The sequence below is a fragment of the Nitrosomonas ureae genome (genome assembly GCF_900206265.1).
Taxonomy (GTDB): domain Bacteria; phylum Pseudomonadota; class Gammaproteobacteria; order Burkholderiales; family Nitrosomonadaceae; genus Nitrosomonas; species Nitrosomonas ureae_C.
Genome location: NZ_LT907782.1, coordinates 2357234 through 2379911, shown reverse-complemented (window position 1 = coordinate 2379911; position 22678 = coordinate 2357234). Strand labels below are relative to the sequence as shown.

General features: G+C 48.2%; 17 protein-coding genes and 1 pseudogene. 8 read left to right on the top strand and 10 right to left on the bottom strand.

Features of this window, described 5'->3' with window-relative positions:
* The first annotated feature begins 94 nt into the window (after positions 1 to 94).
* Together istA and istB are read left to right on the top strand one after the other, a co-directional pair.
* Positions 95 to 1651, top strand: a complete 1557-nt coding sequence (gene istA, locus CPG39_RS11025) for an IS21 family transposase (RefSeq protein WP_096293496.1) — start codon at positions 95 to 97, stop codon at positions 1649 to 1651.
* Entirely contained in the window at positions 1587 to 2396 is an 810-nt protein-coding gene (istB, locus tag CPG39_RS11020; RefSeq protein WP_096291694.1) for an IS21-like element helper ATPase IstB, read from the top strand. Before istA ends, istB begins: the two co-directional genes overlap by 65 nt.
* 202 nt (positions 2397 to 2598) lie before the next feature.
* Here the strand turns inward: istB and CPG39_RS11015 are convergent, their stop codons facing one another.
* Positions 2599 to 2991 carry a RidA family protein gene (locus CPG39_RS11015; RefSeq protein ID WP_096293495.1) on the bottom strand — a complete coding sequence of 131 codons (393 nt, stop codon included), beginning with the start codon at positions 2989 to 2991 and terminating at the stop codon, positions 2599 to 2601.
* A gap of 114 nt (positions 2992 to 3105) precedes the next feature.
* On the opposite strand from CPG39_RS11015, the gene sbcB reads away from it, so the two are divergent.
* From sbcB to CPG39_RS11000, 3 genes are all read left to right on the top strand, one after another.
* A complete protein-coding gene (sbcB, locus tag CPG39_RS11010) occupies positions 3106 to 4542 on the top strand; it encodes an exodeoxyribonuclease I (protein WP_096293493.1) in 1437 nt (478 codons plus the stop codon).
* 363 nt (positions 4543 to 4905) lie between these two features.
* Complete coding sequence (locus CPG39_RS11005; protein ID WP_096293492.1) at positions 4906 to 5949, top strand: type IV pilus twitching motility protein PilT; 1044 nt, start codon at positions 4906 to 4908, stop codon at positions 5947 to 5949.
* A gap of 40 nt (positions 5950 to 5989) precedes the next feature.
* Positions 5990 to 7126: a PilT/PilU family type 4a pilus ATPase gene (locus CPG39_RS11000; protein WP_096293490.1), complete on the top strand. Its 1137-nt coding sequence runs from the start codon at positions 5990 to 5992 to the stop codon at positions 7124 to 7126.
* Between the two features lie 381 nt (positions 7127 to 7507).
* Here the strand turns inward: CPG39_RS11000 and CPG39_RS10995 are convergent, their stop codons facing one another.
* The 6 genes and pseudogenes from CPG39_RS10995 to recA form a co-directional block, all read right to left on the bottom strand.
* Entirely contained in the window at positions 7508 to 8350 is an 843-nt protein-coding gene (locus CPG39_RS10995) for a DUF3037 domain-containing protein (RefSeq protein WP_096293488.1), read from the bottom strand.
* Positions 8347 to 9081 (bottom strand): annotated as a pseudogene (locus tag CPG39_RS10990) (HipA family kinase). Before CPG39_RS10990 ends, CPG39_RS10995 begins: the two are co-directional and overlap by 4 nt.
* A gap of 135 nt (positions 9082 to 9216) precedes the next feature.
* The gene (alaS, locus tag CPG39_RS10985; protein ID WP_096293486.1) at positions 9217 to 11814 is read right to left on the bottom strand and encodes an alanine--tRNA ligase; all 2598 of its coding nucleotides are present in this window, start codon (positions 11812 to 11814) and stop codon (positions 9217 to 9219) included.
* Positions 11811 to 12176 (bottom strand): hypothetical protein, encoded by a 366-nt coding sequence (locus tag CPG39_RS10980; RefSeq protein ID WP_096293484.1) that lies wholly within the window; start codon positions 12174 to 12176, stop codon positions 11811 to 11813. Before CPG39_RS10980 ends, alaS begins: the two co-directional genes overlap by 4 nt.
* Positions 12173 to 12631, bottom strand: a complete 459-nt coding sequence (gene recX / locus CPG39_RS10975) for a recombination regulator RecX (RefSeq protein ID WP_096293483.1) — start codon at positions 12629 to 12631, stop codon at positions 12173 to 12175. Before recX ends, CPG39_RS10980 begins: the two co-directional genes overlap by 4 nt.
* 5 nt (positions 12632 to 12636) lie before the next feature.
* Entirely contained in the window at positions 12637 to 13671 is a 1035-nt protein-coding gene (gene recA / locus CPG39_RS10970; RefSeq protein WP_096293482.1) for a recombinase RecA, read from the bottom strand.
* 221 nt (positions 13672 to 13892) lie between these two features.
* Between recA and adk the strand changes: the two genes are divergently transcribed.
* From adk to CPG39_RS10955, 3 genes are all read left to right on the top strand, one after another.
* Positions 13893 to 14546: an adenylate kinase gene (gene adk, locus CPG39_RS10965; RefSeq protein ID WP_096294321.1), complete on the top strand. Its 654-nt coding sequence runs from the start codon at positions 13893 to 13895 to the stop codon at positions 14544 to 14546.
* Positions 14547 to 14679: 133 nt separating this feature from the next.
* Positions 14680 to 15939, top strand: coding sequence for a 6-phosphofructokinase (locus CPG39_RS10960; protein ID WP_096293480.1), 1260 nt, complete (start codon positions 14680 to 14682; stop codon positions 15937 to 15939).
* A 225-nt stretch (positions 15940 to 16164) separates the two neighbouring features.
* On the top strand, positions 16165 to 18222 hold the full coding sequence (locus CPG39_RS10955) for a sodium-translocating pyrophosphatase (protein WP_096293478.1): 2058 nt from the start codon (positions 16165 to 16167) through the stop codon (positions 18220 to 18222).
* Between the two features lie 166 nt (positions 18223 to 18388).
* On the opposite strand, the gene CPG39_RS10950 is transcribed toward CPG39_RS10955, so the two are convergent.
* The 3 genes from CPG39_RS10950 to CPG39_RS10940 are packed head-to-tail and all read right to left on the bottom strand — an operon-like array spanning position 18389 to position 22633.
* Positions 18389 to 19216: a pyruvate, water dikinase regulatory protein gene (locus tag CPG39_RS10950; RefSeq protein WP_096293476.1), complete on the bottom strand. Its 828-nt coding sequence runs from the start codon at positions 19214 to 19216 to the stop codon at positions 18389 to 18391.
* Positions 19213 to 21603: a phosphoenolpyruvate synthase gene (gene ppsA, locus CPG39_RS10945; RefSeq protein ID WP_096293474.1), complete on the bottom strand. Its 2391-nt coding sequence runs from the start codon at positions 21601 to 21603 to the stop codon at positions 19213 to 19215. Before ppsA ends, CPG39_RS10950 begins: the two co-directional genes overlap by 4 nt.
* A 43-nt stretch (positions 21604 to 21646) precedes the next feature.
* The gene (locus CPG39_RS10940) at positions 21647 to 22633 is read right to left on the bottom strand and encodes a LysR family transcriptional regulator (RefSeq protein WP_096293473.1); all 987 of its coding nucleotides are present in this window, start codon (positions 22631 to 22633) and stop codon (positions 21647 to 21649) included.
* Positions 22634 to 22678 lie beyond the last annotated feature (45 nt).

Here is a 22678-nt window from a genome sequence, read left to right as displayed (position 1 = left end):
ACCAGAAAAGGCTAGTTGTAACGGTTGAAAATTGACCAGGTAATTTCCGTATCCTGCTTAAATTTTAGGCAGGAGAATTTAAGAGGTGATTACCATGGTTATGTATGCAAAGATACGACGGATGTTTTACCGTGAACATCTGTCAATTAATGAGATTCAACGAAGAACGAGTTTGTCGCGGAACACGGTCAAGAAGTGGTTGAAAGTGCCAAGCGACAGCGCGGTTAAATATCAAAGGGCGAAGAAGCCTGGCAAGTTGACACCGTTTGAATCCAGGTTAATGTTAGCGCTGGAAGCGGATGCGCGTCGTCCGAAGAAGGACCGGCGCACGGCGTTGATGTTGTTCAAAGAGATATTGAACGAGGGTTATACAGGCGGTTATACGATTGTATGTGACTTTGTTCGCAACTGGCGCAATCGAGGGAATCAGAGTAAAGCGGCGTATGTGCCGCTGAAGTTTGCGCTGGGTGAAGCATTCCAGTTTGACTGGAGCGAAGAATGGCTGGTGATCGGCGGCATCCACCGCAAGGTACTGGCAGCCCATACCAAGCTATGCGCCAGCCGTACTTTCATGTTGTCGGCTTATCCGTCACAAAGTCACGAAATGCTGTTTGATGCGCATACCCGGGCATTCACTACTTTTGGTGGTGTGCCGAAACGCGGCATTTACGACAACATGAAGACCGCCGTGGACAAGGTGTCTAAGGGCAATGGACGTGTGGTGAATACGCGCTTCTTTGCGATGACGGCACATTACCTGTTCGATCCTGATTTCTGCAATGTGGCTTCCGGCTGGGAAAAGGGTGTTGTCGAGAAGAATGTTCAGGATATGCGCCGCCGCATATGGAATGAAGCCAAGCAACAACAGTTTGGCTCATTCGATGACTTAAACAGATGGCTTGGAACGCGCTGTCGCGGACTGTGGTCTGAAATCGAGCATCCGGATTATGCGGGCATTACCCTTGCCGATGCACTGGAACAAGAACAACTGTACCTGATGCCGATGCCAGCACCGTTCGATGGCTATATCGAAGTATTGGCGCGGGTATCCAGCACGTGTCTGGTTACATTACTGCGCAACCGGTATTCCGTTCCCTGTCGTCTGGTCAATCAGGTGGTGGCCGTTCATCAGTATGCCGACCGTATCGAGATCGTCCATGACAATGCCGTAGCAGCCTGTCATAGTCGTCTGATGGATAGCGACCAGGTCAGCTATAACTGGCAGCACTATATCCCGGTCATTGAGAAGAAACCGGGGGCCTTGCGCAACGGTGCGCCATTCGCCGAACTACCGGCACCTTTGCTGCAACTGCAGATTGCACTGAGGCGCAGAGAACGTCAGCAGGCCGATCGAATCATGGCAAAAGTGCTCAGCCTGGTGCCGACGCATGGGCTGGAAGCTGTGCTGGTCGCTGTTGAACTGGTGCTGGAATCCGGCGTGCCCAGTGCCGAGCATGTTGCCAATGTATTGGCACGGCTGAAATACACCGACGTACCAGCGTCAGTGGAAACAACACTGAAACTCAATGAAGAACCGCAGGCCGATACGGCGCGCTATGATCGTTTGAACACCAAAGAGGTGCCGCATGTCAGACATACTTGCGCAATTCAAAGCGCTGAAATTATATGGCATGGCCAGCTCCTATGCTGAACTGAGGCAACAGAATACGCCCGATGTCGCTGACAGTTTTAATTTCGCAGACACACTGCTAAACCAGTTACTCCAGGCTGAAACAACCGAGCGCAACCTCCGTTCCATTCGCTATCAGACACAAGCTGCCAGATTCCCGGTGCAGCGCCACTTACAGGGCTTCGACTTCAGTCAGTCCAAAGTCGATCAGCAACTGATTCATCAGCTGGCTACAATGGAATTTACAGCCGCTGCACAGAACCTGGTGTTGGTCGGCGGCACCGGTACTGGCAAAACACACCTGGCCATTGCCATCGGCACTTCAGGCATCCAGCATCACAATAAAAAGGTACGCTTCTTCAGCGCCATCGATCTGGCCAATAGTCTGGAACAAGAAAAATCAGCGGGCAAACAAGGCAGGCTTGCCTTGCGGCTGTTGCAGATCGACCTGGTCATTCTCGACGAACTGGGCTATCTGCCATTCTCACAAGCCGGTGGCGCACTATTGTTTCATCTACTCTCCAGGTTGTATGAACGTACCAGTATCATTATCACCACCAACCTCGCATTCGCAGAATGGAGCATCGTATTCATCGACGCCAAAATGACTACAGCGCTGCTGGATCGACTCACACACCATTGCCACATCATCGAAACCGGCAACGAGTCTTTCCGCTACAAACAAAGTACAGCCAATGCAAAGATCAGAATACAGCAGCGGGAAAAAGAAAAATATTCTCCAGAAGAAAATCTGGTCGATTCGTAGTCAATTACAACAAACTAAAACATCAACAGGAGGCAAATTACCAATCCAGTCTGGTCGACTTATCCACAGATGCGTAGTATCCTGCGCTCTATTTTCCCCTGGTCAAATTTCAACCGTAATGGGTGGTCAATTTTAAACCGGTATCAACATTACTGATTCAAGTTTTTCCCTTTTTAGGGATATCGCAAGATATATTCCCGTATCATTCAGTCCTCGCCTTGCGATAAGCCGTTACCTGAATTTCAATTTTCATGCGCGGATCGGATAAACCGGCTGCCAGCATCATCGCCGAGGGTCTGACATCACCGAGATACTTGCGCATAACCGGCCAGCATTTCTCAAAATCCTCCGCTTTGGGAAACACATACGTAACGCGCACTACATCTTTCATGCTCGCCCCAGCCTGTTGCAATGCCGATTCGATATTCTTAAAGCATTGTTCCGCTTGCTCCAGGAGATCATCGGAAATAGTCATTTTGCTGTAATCAAAACCGGTTGTACCGGATACCAAAACCCAATCACCTTCGACGACTGCCCGGGAGTAACCGATTTCCTTTTCAAAGGTTGAGCCCGAGCTGATAAGTTTACGTGCCATAGTGTGTCCTTTTTATCTGATTGAGAAAATTTTGCGCAAGATATCTCTATAATGGCGCAATGCATTATTGTAAAACGAGTTTTGAACCAGTGCTTTCAAATCTGAATATTAACCATGATGATGACCTTTTATTGGCATGACTACGAAACGTTTGGCTCCGATCCCAGGCGGGATCGGCCGGTGCAGTTTGCCGGGATACGCACCGATGAAGCATTAAATGAAATCGGCGAACCACTCATGATCTATTGCAAGCCGGCGCGGGATTTCCTGCCGCACCCGGAAGCCTGTCTGCTCACCGGCATTACGCCACAACTGGCCGATGCGCAAGGACTGCCGGAACCGGAATTCATCGCACGTATCCACGCCGAATTGGCGCAACCGGGCACTTGCGGCGTTGGCTACAACTCACTGAGATTTGACGATGAAGTCACGCGTTTTACCCTGTACCGCAATTTCTACGATCCCTATGCACGCGAATGGCAGCACCGTAATTCACGCTGGGATATCATTGACTTAGTACGCATGACGTATGCGCTACGTCCGGCCGGTATCACCTGGCCGCAACATGAAGACGGGCAACCCAGCTTCAAACTGGAAGATCTGGTTGCCGCCAATGGCATTTGGCATGAATCCGCGCATGATGCTCTATCCGACGTACGCGTCACGATTGCCCTGGCGCGTCTGTTGCGCATGCAACAACCACGCCTTTTTGATTGGTTGTTGCAACTGCGCAATAAACACAAGGCTGCGGCTCAACTTGATTTAATCACGCGCAATCCGGTATTGCACACCACACGTATGTATCCGGCTAAAACCGGCTGCACTTCGCTCGTCATGCCTTTGATCGTTGAACCGGGAAACAACAACAGCATATTGGTGTACGACTTGCGCCATGACCCTGAAATGTTCCTGTCGCTGAATGCGAACGATCTGGCCCGGTTGCTGTTTACCCGTAACGACGACTTGCCCGAGGGCATGCAGCGGCTGCCGGTCAAATCGATAAAGATCAATAAATCCCCGGCACTGGCGCCGCGCAATACCTTGGATAATGAAGCTGCCGAACGCATCGCGCTCAATCTGGATCTATGTCACCGGCATTGGCAGACATTATGCGCAATGCCTGATTTTTTCCAGCGCGTGGCGACGGCCTATACCAGCCGCACATTCGAGTCGTCCGGTGACGTCGATGTAGCCTTATATGACGGTTTTTTAGACAACGCGGATGCAGCACTACTAGAGCAGATACGGGCGGCATCACCCCAGCAACTGGGAGAAATGCAATTTAATTTTCATGACAAACGGTTGCCCGAGTTACTGTACCGCTACCGTGCCCGTAACTGGCCGGAAACATTAAAACCAGCAGAAGCGGACCGATGGGAATTGATGCGGCTACAGCGCCTGACGCACGCAGATGGCGGTGGAAGCATTACTTTTGATGAATTTTCGATGCAGATTGCTTTGTTACGCGAAGCAAGAAAAACCGAAAAACAAGCTGAGCAAATACTCGATGCAGTAGAAGATTGGGGTCATGATTTGCTGCGCCCTTCATGAAACATCACCTGAGCCGTTCTCGCTGATCCCGAAATATTCTTTAGTGCTCTTGAAAATAAGATATCAAAGACATCTCAAGGCATTCACACAATTTATATTGATTACCCATAGCCCTCACTCAACAAGTTGATATGCAACAACAAATATCTTCTTTCCAACCATTCCGACTAAGAATGCTGAAATCACTATTTCCTAACTCCTTCTCTCAATTTTTTATTTGCATTGTCCGTTAACAAACGAACTCATGACTGATTGCATTGAAGGCAATCGAAGCACGTTCTTAAGAAAATCTGTACAGGACAAAACAATCAGTTCTTGCAGAGCATTCCGTTACACTTCGCATCGTCACTCAGAGGACATCTAATGAATATTGTTGAGCTACTTGCTTTTGTGGTTAAAAATGGCGCTTCCGATTTGCATTTATCTGCGGGCATGTCACCGATGATTCGGGTGCACGGTGACATCCGCCGCATCAATTTGCCGGAAATGAGCCATAAAGATGTACACGCGATGATATATGACATTATGAATGATGGTCAGCGTAAATTTTACGAAGAACATCTGGAGTGTGATTTTTCCTTCGCGATACCGAATCTCGCCCGTTTCCGCGTAAATGCATTCAATACACAACGCGGCGCAGCGGCGGTTATGCGGACGATTCCATCCAAGGTGCTGAGTCTGGAGGATTTACGCGCACCCAAGATTTTCGCTGAAATTGCCAAGCAACCGCGCGGCGTTGTATTAGTGACAGGTCCCACCGGTTCAGGAAAATCGACCACGCTGGCGGCAATGATCAATGACATCAATGAAAACGAGTATGGCCATATATTGACACTTGAAGATCCGATTGAATTTGTGCACGAAAGCAAGAAATGCTTGATCAATCAGCGTGAAGTGGGTCGCGATACATTGAGCTTCTCCAATGCATTGCGTTCCGCACTGCGTGAAGATCCCGACATTATCCTGGTAGGTGAGTTGCGCGACCTTGAAACCATCCGTTTGGCGATGACCGCCGCCGAGACCGGCCACTTGGTATTTGGAACACTGCATACCAGTTCGGCTGCCAAAACTATCGATCGTGTCATCGACGTGTTTCCGGCGGAAGAAAAAGAAATGATTCGCGCGATGCTATCCGAATCCTTGCGCGCGGTAATTTCCCAAGCTCTGTTAAAAACCAAGGATGGCAAGGGACGCGTCGCCGCGCATGAAATTATGATTGGCACCCCGGCGATCAGAAATTTAATCCGTGAGGGCAAGGTTGCGCAGATGTATTCGGCGATACAAACGGGTCAGAACGCAGGCATGCAAACATTGGATCAAAACCTGACCGAGCTGGTAAAACGCAATGTCGTATCAGTCGCCGAAGCCAGGACTCAAGCAATGAATAAGGACAATTTCAGGGTTTAATCGAATCAAGCGGATACATTGAAAATTTCAGGAGCATCCCATGAACAACGAACAAGCAGCAAAATTCATGTCAGATTTATTGCGTTTAATGCTGAGCAAGAAAGCCTCGGACTTGTTTATTACAGCCGGATTCCCACCGGCATTCAAGATCGATGGAAAAATGACGCCGGTCTCTCAGCAATCCCTGACTGCACAGCACACCGAAATGTTAGCCAAAGCGATTATGAATGAGAAACAAGCCGGTGAATTTGAAACCTCGCAGGAATGCAATTTTGCAATTAACCCAGCGGGAATCGGACGTTTCCGCGTCAATGCGTTTGTTCAGCAACAACGCGTGGGCATGGTATTACGAACGATTACCACCAAAATCCCCGACTTTGATGATTTGGCTCTGCCGCAAGTGCTCAAGGAGGTTGTGATGAGCAAGCGCGGCCTGGTGATTTTTGTTGGTGGAACCGGTTCCGGGAAATCGACCTCCATGGCAGCATTGATCGGGCATCGCAACAAGAACAGCTATGGCCATATCATCACCATTGAAGATCCGGTGGAATATGTTCACGAACACATTAACTGTGTCATCACCCAGCGCGAAGTGGGAGTCGACACTGAATCATGGGAAGCGGCGCTGAAAAACACGCTGCGGCAAGCGCCCGATGTCATATTGATTGGCGAAATCCGCGATCGTGAAACCATGGAACACGCGATTGCGTTTGCCGAAACCGGCCATCTTTGCATGGGAACATTACACGCCAACAGCGCCAACCAGGCGCTCGATCGTATCATCAATTTTTTCCCGGAAGAACGCAGGGCCCAGTTATTGATGGATTTATCGCTGAATCTGCGCTCATTAGTGGCACAACGGTTGATTCCGGCTAAAGACAGTAAGGGCAGGGTCGCGGCTATCGAAGTCCTGCTCAACTCACCGTTGATTTCGGATTTGATTTTTAAAGGCAATGTGCATGAAATCAAAACCATCATGAAAAGTTCACGCGAAATGGGCATGCAAACCTTTGATATGGCGCTGTTCGACCTCTACGAAGCCGGAAAAATCAGTTATGAGGATGCGCTGCGCAATGCCGACTCGATGAATGAACTGCGCCTGCAAATCAAACTCGAAGGCGCCGAAGCCAAATCACATGATCTCAACTCGGGGATTGCACACCTGGCGATCACGTAGGAACATATCGCGAGATTTGTGATTATGAATCTGCTCCGTTAGTCTGCATTCTTCTTTCGAGACATGACAGCCGATATTGCGCGATATGCAATTAAAGCGGAAAAAGAATGCAGCTCAGCGAAATAGCTCTCATAAACTATGCACCCCTTACCACTAATCTGATGTTTGCAGAATGAAGCAGCGAATTCATGATGCACAAATAACAACCACAAAAGCGATAATCTAAGCACAAAGAGAATAAAAATCCAATGAGTCCATTCGTTTATCCACAGGTGCCTAGATGGTTACAGACTATTCCTCCTGGTCAATTTAAGGCCCAGCGCCGACAACATAATTGGTATATCAAATCATTATTATTTGCAACAAAATCCACAATCTCTATTAAGAACGAGCAAATTCTATAATTTGTTCCTTATTTTCGTAAGATTCAATTCTCACACCAATATCTTTTAGTCTATCTATACTATCTTTATAAGCGCGGTATCGATTGTTGTCGATATCTTCCTCCGGACCTCTGACAGTAAATAATACTTTGCCAGGCAACTGCTTACGCCGTTTGAGCTCATCGATTCGAGAACGCCATAGACTTCCATGATCAATTATCTTGCTAGGTTTTTCTTGAGCAAGATTTAACGGTTTGATAATCTTTACTGGTCTATTATCAATTTGCTCGACAAAAGGAAATATCGCCTCATACTCATCGTCACCTACAGCTAATCGTTGGAAACGCTCGCCAATGCTGGCTTGAGATAACCACTTTCGGATACCTTTTTCAAGACGAGTTTCAATATACTCTTTGGTCACAAAATTTCGCTCAACATAGAACGAAAAAAGTTCATTGAGTTTTTCTTTAAGATTTTCCGCTAAGACGATACGGGGTTCGCTAAAACGGACAATATTTTCTCGTGGACGAATGAGTTCTGTAAAGAGTTGCTGCGCAAAATTCACATCATTAACCTTGAGCCGCCGATCGAAGCCATGCGCTTTCATTATCTGACGTAGGCGTTTAAGTTCAACTTTGAGTACATAGATTGCTTGAGTATAGAGTTTTCTATCCAGCTCTTCAAAAAATCTGGTTATGCGACCATAACGCTGTGTTTCTAGCTTAAAAGCAAAATAACGCTGTTTGGGAGCCATCATTACAATGCCCACATTGGCAAATTCACCCGTTTCAATGAAAGGAGAAAAACGAACAATGGTATATTGGCAGGCAATTTTATTCATGGGATAGTCCAGAAGCCGTCTTTTTTGTACTCTTTTAACAAATTATAGGTGTCACCTAATGAAAAATTCACAGGCACCGTCATTTCTACATCCGCAAAAAACCATTCTTTGGGTAGGCTATTGCAAATATCTGACCAATTGTTCAGAGCCAAAGAGAACCGCTGATTATAGTCTTGACGAAGAAGCATGTCACCAAAAACCCGATGCCTCTGAGATCGAAATATATGAGACTGATTAAAATCATTAGGATTAAATTCAGCATCAAAAGCCTGATTGTGATCAATCACTATCAACTCCTGATCTTCAGGATTCCAGAATAAATTGGGATTCCCGCCTTTCTCCGTTAGAAGACGGTCACCGTTTCGTATCCACCAATCAAAAGCCAAAACATCCTGTTGAAGTTGTTCAGATACCTCATCTACGACAGAAACGTTGAATTCCATTACTTCTTGTCGTTGAGAACCAAAAGCAAGACCTGATCCTAGATCAGTTAGATTGAGAACGTAGTTCAATTCCATCAACTCTTCCGGTATTTCCACGATATCAAATGGCGCAATCGGCAAACCAAGAGCTAATCCGAGATTACCGGCAATCCATTCACAAATTTGACTACGTCAACCAGCACCAATTCCTTTGACAAAATAAACTTTATCATTATCTCCTCGACAAATATAAGGCAGCGTTATGCCCTGTTCGGAACGGCGAATAACCTCGACAATCTGTACTGTCATATGTGAAAAACTCTAAATTGTTTATTTACAATTCTCCTTTGAATACCTTATTCAATAAAGAAGAAAGTAAATTATCCACAACAAGATGCCAAGCCTCGAATCAAAAATATCGCGAATGAATCAAGTATCTTGTGATCACTCCGTGAATTTTCTCTCAACCCACCCTTTTACTCCCTTAAGTGCCCCCGGCAATTGTTCCGGCTGCATACCGCCCGCTTGCGCCATATCCGCCCGCCCGCCGCCTTTGCCACCGACTTGCTGCGCCACGAAATTGACCAGTTCGCCCGCTTTGATTCGATCCGTCAGATCCGCGCTGACACCCGCGATCAACGTGACTTTTCCATCCAAGACGGTACTGAGTACAATGGCGCAGGTTTTAAGTTTGTCTTTCAATTGATCCAGTGTTTCGCGCAGGGTTTTGGCGTCGGCATTTTCCAGATTGACCGCCAAGACTTTAACGCCATTAACGTCTTGCGCTTGTGATGCCAGGTCGGCACCTTGTGAGCTGGCCAATTTGGTTTTAAGGCGTGCCAGTTCTCTTTCGGTGTGGCGCACGTTATCAATGATCTGCGCAATTTTTTGTGTGACTTCCTGTGGATTGGTTTTTAAAGTCTGCGCGATTTCGAGCAGTTGCGCTTCGCGTTGTTGCACATAATCGATAGCCGCTTTTCCGGTGACCGCTTCGACACGGCGGATACCGGCAGCGACGCCGGATTCGGTGACAATTTTAAACAAGCCGATTTGGCCGACTTGCGGTACATGCGTGCCACCGCATAATTCCGTTGAAAATTCGCCCATGCCGATGACGCGCACCACATCCGAATATTTCTCGCCGAACAATGCCATCGCCCCGCGCTTGATCGCATCGTCGTACTTCATCGTGGCCGCTTCGACGATACAATTATTGCGGATCTGATCGTTGACCAGCCGTTCGATGGCACGGATCTCATCCGCGGTGAGCGGCACATTATGGGAAAAATCAAAGCGCGTCCGGTTGGCATCGACCAGCGAGCCTTTTTGCGTCACATGCGTACCCAATACCGTTCGTAGCGCGGCGTGCAACAAATGGGTGGCGGAGTGATTATTGGCGATGCTGATGCGGGTTTGTGCATTGACCCGCGCTTGCACGGTATCCTTGATCATCAGGCGTCCGCTATGCAACCTCCCCTTATGGCCAAACACACCGGCCTGGATTTTCTGCGTATCGGTGACTTCGAAGATGCCATTGGCGGCAAGCAATTCACCGCAATCGCCGACCTGACCGCCCGATTCGGCGTAAAAAGGCGTTTGATCCAACACCACCACGGCCTCATCCCCAGCCTCAATGGAATCCACTGCGCTACCTTGCTTGTAAAGGGCCACTATCTGCCCTTCATGCTGCAGGGTCTCGTAACCATAGAACGTAGTCTGACTACCCGAATATTCGATACCTTCCTGCAGGGTGAATTTGCTCGCGGCGCGCGCTTGTTCACGCTGACGCGCCATGGCTTGCTCGAATCCTGCGTAATCAATGGTAATACCGCGTTCTCGCGCGATATCGGCTGTCAGATCAATCGGAAAACCGAAGGTATCGTAGAGCCGGAATGCCGTTTCACCATCCAATACCTGGATATCCTGTCTGAGGGCGGTTTCCAGAATTTGCATCCCGTTTTCCAGGGTCTCAGCGAAACGTTCTTCTTCTTGCAGCAATACGGCGGCTACCCGTGCCTTGGCAGCGGTCAGTTCAGGATAAGCTTGCCCCATCACTTGATTCAAATCTTCCACCAATTGATGAAAGAAAGGTTGTTTCTGCCCCAGCTTGTAACCATGCCGGATGGCACGACGAATGATGCGGCGCAAGACATAACCGCGTCCTTCGCTGCCCGGAATAACGCTGTCGGCAATCAGAAACGAACACGCGCGGATATGGTCGGCAATGACTTTGAGCGAGTTATTGTCAAGATTGCTGGTGTTGGTCACGCGCGCCGCAGCTTTGATCAAACTCTGGAACAGGTCGATGTCGTAATTACTGTGCACATGCTGCATCACGGCAGAGATGCGCTCCAGCCCCATGCCCGTATCGACCGACGGTTTCGGCAACGGATGCAACACGCCTGCGCTATCGCGGTTGTATTGCATGAATACCAGATTCCAGATTTCAATGTAGCGGTCACCGTCGGCATCGGCAGAACCTGGCGGGCCTCCTTGAACATCCGGCCCGTGATCATAAAAAATTTCTGAGCACGGGCCACAAGGACCTGTATCACCCATTTGCCAGAAATTATCCATCGTGGCAATCCGCACCACACGGGATGGTTCGACGCCGACTTCGTTCAACCAGATGCTTGCCGCTTCATCGTCCTCAGCGTAAACCGTAACCCATAATTTCTCGTGCGGAATATTGAGGATATGGGTGAGAAAATCCCACGCAAACAGAATGGCGTCACGTTTGAAGTAATCACCGAAACTAAAGTTGCCGAGCATTTCGAAGAAAGTATGATGCCTTGCCGTATATCCGACATTCTCCAGATCATTATGCTTGCCCCCGGCACGAACGCAGCGTTGTGAACTGACAGCGCGCACATAAGGGCACTTATCCTGCCCAAGAAAAACATCCTTGAATTGCACCATGCCCGCATTGGTGAACAAAAGCGTCGGATCATTGCCCGGTACCAAAGGGCTGGATGAAACAACGGTATGCCCTTGCGATTCAAAAAACTCGAGAAACTTCTGTCTTATTTCGCTGCTTTTCATATTTCCTGCTGCCGCTCGTATCGTTCTAATTCAGTTACTGTCAAACCCACCGCTTCGCCTTTGACGATCGCCAGGCTTTTGACTTTAACCCGGATAGTGATTTCCTCGTTCATTTTAGGTAAATCAAATTCGGTTAGCACCGTAATTTCTCCGCTGCTGTCTTCCAGCACATACATCTTCAAATTGACAAAAGGCAAGCGCGTGGGATCCTTGGGAACGCCCTTTAATCTGACTTCCTTGCCATCAAAATCCACCGGTGCGGCATTGATTTCCTGAATTAGGGTAATCTCAGATGCCTGAACTTGCAAACCCATTAACAGTATCGCCCAGAAAAGGATTATCTTTCCCCAATTTCCCTTCATGTGCTGGCCTCGCCCACTTGTGCGAAAACTTGCCGTATGGTTTCCATGGAAAAACCCCTATTCATCATAAAACGCACCTGCTTACTGCGCTCTTCCTTGGAAGCTGGCGGATGATCGAATTTCTTGCTCCAGATGTAGAGCGCGGCTTCCAATTCGGTTTCCTTGAGGGTCGGCAGGATATTGTCTATCCAATGAGAATCTATTCCTTTTGCCTTGAGTTCATGAACGATTCGATGACTTCCGAAGCGCGCTCGACGAGTACGTGCAATCTGTTCCACCGCACGTTGCTCCGACAAATAGCCCTGTTGTTCCAACGTATCCAATACCTCTGCAAGCTCGTCCGTTTCACAGGATTCCCTATGCGCAGCAAGCTTTTGCTCCAACTCCTGACGTGAATGCTCACGCCGGGCAAGCATGCGCAGTGCGCGAATTTCCAATGGAGTACGAGCGCTCACAAAATTTACTTCTCTTTCTCAATTTTTTCTTTCACGGGACTGGCTTGATCAGCGATGCCTACAATCGAACGAATTTTTTGTTCAATTTCCAAAGCGATGTCTTTATGTTCTTTCAGATAATCACGCACATTATCTTTACCCTGACCTATTTTCTCCCCTTTATAGGCATACCAGGCCCCCGCTTTGTCGATCAGTTTATGCAATACGCCCAGTTCAATAATTTCGCTCTCGCGCGAAATACCCTCTCCATAAAGAATATCAAAGTCCGCCTGTTTGAAGGGAGGAGCAACCTTATTCTTGACCACTTTCACACGAGTTTCATTACCGATGGTTTCGTCACCTTTTTTGATCGATCCGGTGCGGCGAATATCCAAGCGCACCGAAGCGTAAAATTTTAGCGCATTCCCGCCCGTGGTGGTCTCAGGGTTGCCAAACATAACTCCGATTTTCATGCGAATCTGGTTGATAAAAATAACCATCGTATTGCTGCGCTTGATGTTGGCTGTTAATTTTCGCAGCGCTTGCGACATTAGCCGTGCCTGCAAACCCATTTGCGGATCACCCATGTCGCCTTCGATTTCCGCCCGAGGCGTGAGCGCAGCAACGGAATCTATCACGATAATATCGACGGAACCCGAGCGTACCAGCATATCGGCAATTTCCAGTGCCTGCTCACCATTATCCGGCTGGGAAATCAACAATTCTTTCACGTTGACGCCAATTTTTTGTGCGTACTGAGGATCCAATGCGTGCTCCGCATCAATAAAAGCCGCTGTACCACCCAGCTTTTGCATTTCCGCGATAACCTGGAGCGTCAATGTCGTTTTTCCCGAAGACTCAGGCCCATAAATTTCGACAATCCGTCCGCGAGGCAATCCGCCTACACCTAATGCAATATCAAGCCCCAGCGACCCGGTGGATACGACTTGTATATCATAAGCGATATCGTTAGCGCCCAACCGCATGATAGAACCCTTACCAAATTGTTTCTCGATTTGGGCCAGGGCAACGTCAAGCGCTTTACTTCTATTTTCGTCCATGATTTATCCTGTTAAGAGTCAATTGGATTATTATCGCATAACCTATTTGGTATCAATGTAACTTGTTAAGACAGATTGTTTAACTTTAAGATATAACATAGTAAAATACTCGAGTATCCAGCTTGCCTGCGATATAATCACTCACGTGGGCGTTGAAATCGCAGAAAAATACTTTGTCTCTGCGTTCGATAATACTAATCGGCAATAAAAGGAGAATAGCCATCCGAGTCATTTTGTTAGGCGGTCCAGGTGCTGGAAAAGGCACACAAGCCAATTATATTAAGGAACATTTCGGTGTTCCACAAATTTCTACCGGTGATATGTTGCGCAATGCCGTGAAAGCAGGCACGGAATTAGGCATCATGGCGAAAAAAATCATGGATTCCGGCGGATTGGTTTCTGATGACATCATCATTAACTTAGTCAAAGAGCGCATCGCGCAATCGGATTGTGCAAATGGCTTTCTATTTGATGGTTTTCCCCGCACGATTCCACAAGCTGACGCGATGAAGGCAGCAGGTGTGCCGATTGATTTTGTGGTCGAGATAGATGTTGACGATGCTGAAATCGTTAAACGCATGTCGGGTCGAAGAGTACATCCCGCTTCCGGTCGCACTTATCATGTAGATTTCAATCCACCCAAATCAGCTGGCCGGGACGATGTAACAGATGAACCCCTTATACAGCGCGACGATGATAAGGAAGAAACAGTCCGGAAACGCTTAGAGGTCTATCACGAACAAACAGAACCGTTGGTGGCGTATTATTCACAGTGGTCGGCACACGGCGGAAAAGACGCGCCCCGCTATATCAAAATAGCCGGAATAGGTACAGTTGAAGAGATTCGCGATCAGATTATTGCGGCACTCAAATAGATTTAATACTCATCTATTCACTCACACAACAGATTTGAACCGCAGAACTCAGGATGCAAGCAATGGCACCTGAGTTTTTGTATGTAAAGATTTAGCAATACTTGCTTACGATTTAATCAATCAGGAGAAAAATATGGCAATTAAAAATGCATTCTATGCCCAATCCGGCGGTGTGACAGCGGTCATTAACGCTTCCGCCGCAGGTGTTCTGGAAACGGCGCGCCAGCATACTGACAAAATTGGCACCGTTTACGCAGGTCGCAACGGTATTATCGGTGCCTTAACCGAAGATCTCATCGATACCAATGCCGATTCGGCTGCAGCGATTGCCGGGTTACGTCACACCCCATCCGGCGCGTTTGGTTCTTGTCGCTATAAATTGAAGAGTCTGGAACAAAATCGGCGCGAATACGAACGTTTGATCGAAGTGTTCAAAGCGCACGATATCGGGTACTTTTTCTACAACGGCGGAGGCGATTCGGCAGATACCTGCTTGAAGGTTTCACAGATATCAGACACGTTGGGATATCCGATTCAGGCGATTCATGTTCCCAAAACCGTTGATAATGATTTGCCGATCACGGATTGCTGCCCCGGCTTTGGTTCAGTCGCCAAATACATCGCAGTATCCACACGCGAAGCCAGCTTTGATGTGGCCAGCATGTCCAAGACTTCAACCAAGGTTTTTGTACTTGAAGTCATGGGACGTCATGCGGGATGGATCGCTGCTGCCGGTGGTTTGGCATCCAGTCCGGACTGCGAGATCCCGATCGTGATCCTGTTTCCGGAAGTAACTTTCAATAAGGAAAAGTTTCTTGCCACGGTGGATCGCTATGTCAAGGAATACGGATATTGTTCAGTGGTGGTCTCGGAAGGCGTTAAAGGGGAAGACGGTAATTTCTTGTCTGATCAAGGTTTGCGTGATGCCTTCGGGCATGCGCAATTGGGCGGGGTTGCTCCGGTAGTGGCCAATATCATCAAAGATGGCTTGGGCCTGAAATATCACTGGGGCGTTGCGGACTATCTACAACGCGCAGCACGTCACATCGCCTCCAAAACTGACGTGGAACAAGCCTATGCTATGGGCAAGGCAGCCGTGGAATATGCCCTGGCGGGACACAATTCGGTAATGCCTACCATCGTGCGCGAATCCAGTTCGCCCTATAAATGGTCGGTAGGTATGGCACAGCTATCCAATGTTGCCAATGTTGAAAAAATGATGCCGGATAATTTTATCAGCGAAGATGGATTTGGCATTACCCAAGCATGCCGTGAATACTTGGCGCCATTGATTGAAGGTGAAGATTATCCACCCTATAAGGATGGTTTACCGGACTATGTGCGCCTCAAAAATGTTGCGGTTCCAAAGAAGCTGGATGAATTCAAAATTTAGTTATCAGCAAGATTAAGATTGCATAAGGTGTTGTATGGAAGCCAAACAATTGGATTTCAAACACCTTACAATCTTAATTTCATAAATATTTGATGCATTCGGCAAGCAAGAACAGATAAAATACAGCCTGATTTCTGATTTTTTACAAGTGTTTAATAATGTGGAATTAATTAGGCCAGGATTTCACATTTGATTTTTATGGTCTGACTTTAATTGGAGTTCTCTATGGCTAGTGGTTTAGTTATCGCAATTCTTAGCGCGATTGTAGCCCTTGTATTCAGTGGTATTTGGATTAAGGGTATTTTTGATCAATCTACAGGCAACCAGCGTATGCAAGAAATTGCAAAAGCGATTCAAGAGGGTGCCTCCGCATACCTGAAACGTCAGTACATGACAATCGGCATGGTAGGCGCTGTATTGTTTTTTGCGCTCTGGATAGCGCTCGGTTGGGACACGGCTATTGGTTTTGCTCTAGGCGCAATTCTTTCAGGTGCCGCAGGCTTTCTGGGGATGACGGTCTCAGTCCAATCAAATGTGCGTACTGCTCAGGCAGCGAGCATTGGATTGAATGAAGCGCTTGCGATTGCTTTCCGAGGCGGTGCGGTTACCGGAATGCTGGTTGTTGGCTTAGGTCTGTTAGGCGTTGCCGGATACTGTGCCATGCTGTTTGATGGCGCCGACCCCAATCAATCTGTCAGTGATGTTATCAAGCCATTGATCGGCTTTGCATTCGGCGGATCTTTGATTTCCATTTTTGCGCGGCTGGGTGGTGGGATATTCACCAAAGGTGCCGATGTGGGCGCGGATCTGGTCGGTAAAGTCGAAGCCGGTATCCCTGAAGATGATCCTCGCAATCCAGCCGTCATTGCTGATAGCGTGGGTGATAACGTGGGCGACTGTGCGGGCATGGCAGCGGATTTGTTTGAAACCTACGCGGTTACCATTATCGCAACTATGATACTGGGCGCATTATTGTTCACTGCAAACGCAACCAGTGCGGTTATATTTCCACTGATGCTCGGTGCGGTATCGATTATCGCTTCGATTGTCGGTTGTTATTACGTCAAGATGCGTGATGGCGGCACCATCATGAATGCACTTTATCGCGGCTTGGCTGTTGCGGGTGGTATCGCTCTGTTAGCGTACTTGCCAGTGACCGTTTGGTTTATGAGTGATATGTCACTGATCGTGGATGGCACGGAGATTGCGGGCGGTATGCTGGTTCTGCGCGTATTTCTGGCTGCTGCAATCGGCTTGGTGTTGACCGGACTGATGGTAGTGATTACCGAATACTATACCTCTACCGATTATCCACCGGTTCAACATATTGCTGAAGCTTCCACTACCGGACATGCAACCAATATTATTGCCGGCTTGGGTGTTTCAATGCGTGCAACCGCAGCACCGGTTCTGGCAGTGTGTATCAGCATCTTGCTGGCGTATGCCCTGGCAGGCCTGTATGGCATTGCGATTGCTGCAACATCCATGTTGTCGATGACCGGCATTATTGTGGCTTTGGATGCATATGGTCCGATTACCGATAACGCAGGAGGTATTGCTGAAATGTCAGAAATGCCCGATTCAGTCCGTGCCATCACCGATCCTCTGGACGCGGTTGGCAATACGACTAAAGCGGTTACCAAAGGTTACGCCATCGGCTCGGCAGGACTGGCAGCCTTAGTATTGTTTGCCGACTACACCCATGCGCTGGAACATGCCGGATTCGAGTTATCCTTCGATTTATCCAATCACATGGTGATTATCGGTTTGTTTATCGGCGGTATGATTCCTTACCTGTTTGGCGCCATGTCGATGGAAGCTGTTGGGCGTGCCGCCGGATCGGTGGTAATTGAAGTGCGCCGTCAATTCAAGGAAATTCCAGGCATTATGGAAGGCACAGGCAAACCGGACTATTCACGTGCCGTGGATATGCTGACTAAAGCGGCGATCAGGGAGATGATGATTCCTTCGTTATTGCCCGTGCTGATTCCTCTGTTGGTCGGCGTGATCCTGGGACCGCAAGCTCTGGGTGGCGTATTGATGGGCTCTATCGTGACCGGCTTGTTCGTGGCTATTTCGATGACAACCGGTGGCGGCGCTTGGGATAATGCTAAAAAGCACATTGAAGACGGACATTTTGGCGGCAAAGGCAGCGAAGCTCACAAAGCCTCGGTAACAGGCGATACCGTGGGCGATCCTTACAAGGACACAGCCGGTCCGGCAATTAATCCACTGATCAAAATCATCAACATTGTGGCATTGCTGATCATTCCTCTGCTATAACGATTATTGATTAATTCATCAACAAAAGCACATCAGGCAGCTGATGTGCTTTTTTATTTTCTTTGTACCCAAGCACAAAAGCTTGAAGGATCAAATCACCTCCCGCTGTTTATGAATAACACCGAGCTTTATAGAGTAACCCACAGGTTTCTAAAAAGAATCACCGTCACCCATACAATTGCCTTCTCAGTCCACATCTATTCAATATAATGACACTGATTTCTTCGATCGAAATGCGCGTGGTATCCAAATAAGGAATATCGAACTCGCGAAACAGCGCTTCCTGCCATTGCAATTCTCGCTGGCATTGCGCGAGCGATGCGTATTCGCTGTCTGGACGGCGTTCCTGACGGATAAAATGCAGCTGCGCCGGCGTTAAAGTCAAGCCGAACAGTTTACTGCGCACATTTTCCAATATCTTGGGGATCTGGTGAACAGTCATGTCGTCCGGGGTGAGCGGGTAATTTGCGGCAGCGATACCATACTGCAATCCTAAGTAAAGACAAGTCGGTGTTTTACCGGAACGCGAGACACCAATCAGAATGATATCGGCATCAGCGTAATGCTTGGGATTGACACCGTCATCATGCGCCAGCACATAATTAACCGCGGCAATACGTTTGAAATACGATAAATGATGCTGGCCATGGGAACGCCCGGCTATGCGTATAAACGGCTGATGCAATTCCTCTTCGATGGAACGAATAAAAGTTTCAAAAAAATCATACATGCGGCAGTTGGCCTGTTTAATCACTTCGAGAATCTCAGGCTTCAACAAAGTACTGAAGACCAAAGGCCGGTAACCATCGTCTACAGCGGCCTGATTAATCTGCGCCAGCACAGCCCGGGCTTTCTCGATATCATCCAGAAACGGCACGTTGACGGTGCTCCACGTGATACCGTCAAATTGCGTTAACAGACTGTGCCCGAGCGTTTCCGCGGTAATACCGGTACGGTTGGATAAATAAAAAACAGTGCGTTTCTGCGGCGTCATCGTTGGCTCAGTTTTGCCAGATCAAGCCAGGTTTGCAGAACCGAATCGGGGTTTAGCGATAAGCTGCTGATGCCCTGTTCATACAGCCATGCGGCAAAATCCGGGTAATCCGAAGGACCTTGCCCGCAAATGCCGATATACTTTCCTTGTTTATGACAAGCATCGATAGCCATTTTCAGCAGTTTCTTGACCGCCGGGTTGCGTTCGTCAAACACATGAGCAACCAGACTTGAGTCGCGATCAATTCCCAGCGTCAATTGCGTCATGTCGTTGGAGCCGATGGAAAAACCATCAAAATACTGCAAAAATTCTTCCGCCAATATTGCATTTGATGGGATTTCGCACATCATGATCAATCGTAAGCCATTCTCCCCGCGCACCAATCCTTGCGAAGCAAATAAAGAAACTATTTGCTCAGCTTCTTCCAAGGTGCGGCAAAACGGAATCATGATTTCAACATTGGTCAATCCCATCTCATCGCGTACTTTGCGTAATGCTTGGCATTCGAGTTCAAAACAATCACGAAAGGCAGCCGACACATAGCGCGAAGCACCGCGAAAACCGATCATCGGGTTTTCTTCTTGAGGCTCATAACGATTTCCCGCGATCAGATTCGCATACTCATTTGATTTAAAATCGGACGTGCGCACAATCACCGCATGCGGATAAAATGCCGCCGCCAGCGTAGCAATGCCCTCGATCAATTTCCCAACATAAAAATCAACGGGATTTTGGTAACCTGCGATACGGGTGCCGATAGTCTGTTTCAGCGCATCTGGCAGCCGGTCGAATTCCAACAATGCCTTGGGGTGAATACCGATCATGTTATTGATAATAAATTCCAGCCGGGCCAATCCGACCCCTTGATTCGGCATACGTGAGAAAGAAAAAGCGTGTGAAGGATTCCCTACATTCAGCATCATTTTGACTGGCAAATCCGGCAACTGGCCGGTATCGGACGTGGTATGCTCGAATGGCAGTATTCCCTCATAGACAAACCCGGTATCACCTTCCGCACAGGACACTGTCACGTCCATTCCGTCTTTGATCGACCCGGTTGCATCGCCGCAACCAACCACCGCCGGAATACCCATCTCCCTGGCTACAATCGCCGCATGGCAGGTGCGCCCGCCACGGTTGGTCACAATGGCTGATGCGCGCTTCATAATCGGTTCCCAATCGGGATCGGTCATATCCGTCACCAGCACATCACCTGGGCGAATTTTATGCATCTGATCCACTCCCATGGTCAAACGCGCTGCTCCCTGAGCAATCTTGCTGCCAATCGAACGGCCTTCGGTCAACACCACACCCCTGCCATTAAGTTTATATCGATCCAGAACCGCTGTGGATCGGCTTTCCACAGTTTCCGGGCGCGCCTGCACAATATACAACTGCTCATCCAGTCCGTCTAATGCCCATTCAATATCCATAGGGCGGCCATAATGCTGCTCGATGATCATGGCTTGGCGTGCCAATGCCTCCACCTGAGTATCCGATAGAGAAAAACGTGTGCGCCGCTCATGCTCAACATCGCGTGTCAGCGTAAACGAATTCGCCGCATCGGTGCCATCTGTGTTCTCGCCATAAATCATCTCGATGGCTTTGGTACCTAAACGTCGCGATAGAATGGCAGGCTTACCAGCCGTAAGTCCGTGTTTGTAGATATAGAATTCATCCGGATTGACAGTGCCCTGCACAATGGTTTCACCCAGCCCATACGCCGATGTAATGAAAACCACGTCCCGGAAACCGGATTCGGTATCCAGGGTAAACATCACCCCGCTCGCGCCCAGGTCGCTGCGTACCATTTTCTGAATTCCGGCAGACAAATACACTTTGTCGTGAGGAAAATTCTGATGCACGCGGTATGCAATCGCCCGGTCGTTATACAGTGAAGCAAATACGATTTTGACCGCTGCCATGATTTGATCCAGCCCGCGAACATTCAGCAATGTTTCCTGCTGACCGGCAAATGAGGCATCGGCCAAGTCCTCAGCAGTCGCTGAAGAACGCACGGCAAAAGAAACCTCATCGCACTTCCCGTCATGGGCAACCAGTACTTCGTAGGCTTGTGCTATCGCTTGTGAAATAGCGACTGGCAGCACAGCATCCAATACCCAGCTGCGAATCGTTCGGCCAGCGGCAGTCAGCGCATGGATATCATCGACATCCAATCCATTCAGTAAATGATTGATGCGATCGACCAATCTATTGGCAATCAGAAACTCACGGTACGCTTGCGTCGTAGTAGCAAACCCTGCAGGCACACTAACCCCCGCTTGCGCAAGATGACTGATCATTTCGCCCAGCGAAGCATTCTTACCGCCAACCCGGTTTACATCTTTCATCGTCAGTTGATCAAACCAGGCAATATATTGAGTCATTGTAAAATTCCCATCAGCAAATATATTAAAAGTACCTCTTCAATTACGCTGACGCCTCCCCATCGGATCGTATGCTTGTTTCATTTTCCAATAGTGGGCAATGCCCGGAAGTCACATGGCGGCATGTCAAATTATCGAGCAAATTATTAGCCTGCCGTAAATAGCTTAAGAATGTCTGCGCAACAATCGACAACTGCTTGCCGGATGAATAAGCAAAATACCAATGACGTTCAATCGGAAATCCTTCAACATCCAGTATCGCCAGCTGCCCTATCTGCGCATCCAGCGCCAGGGTATGTCGCGATAATACAGCAATACCCAATCTGCCTGCGACGGTTTGCTTAATCGCTTCATTGCTACCTAACTCCATGCGAACCTTCAGTTTTTTATTATGCTTTGAGAAAAAAAGCTCGGTCGCTATTCTTGTTCCGGAACCTGGTTCTCGCATAATAAAGGGTTCATCACAAATGCGCTTGATGGTGATCTTTTTTTTAGTCGCCAATGGATGATCGGCAGATGCCAAAACAACCAATTGATTATCCAAAAAAATTTCCGCCACCGCATCCACTGCATCCGGAACTTGACCTAAGATATAAAGATCATCTTGATTACCGGTTAATCGCTCCAGGATATGCTCACGATTCGTCACTTTCAGCGCAACGTCTATGCCGGGATATTTCTGGCAAAACATACCCAATAATCGTGGAACGAAATATTTTGCAGTGGTCACTACCGCGAGCCGGAGTTTCCCTGATTTCAATCCTTTCATGTCGGAAGCAATCATCTCGAAACGGGAGAAATGGTCAAAAATGCCCAGACAGGTTCGATATAGCTCTTCTCCCGCATCGGTCAGATAGATTTTTTTGCCGACTTGCTCAAATAAGGGTAAACCAATCTCTTCGGTCAATTTCTTGACTTGCATCGATACAGTCGGTTGTGTCAGAAATAATTCCTCAGCTGCTCGGGTAAAACTCTTCAATCGAGCGATCGCCTCAAAAACCTCAAGCTGTCGCAATGTGCTATGACGCATAAAGCTCCCGGTATTTCCATTTAATATATAGAGAGAAGTCTATTA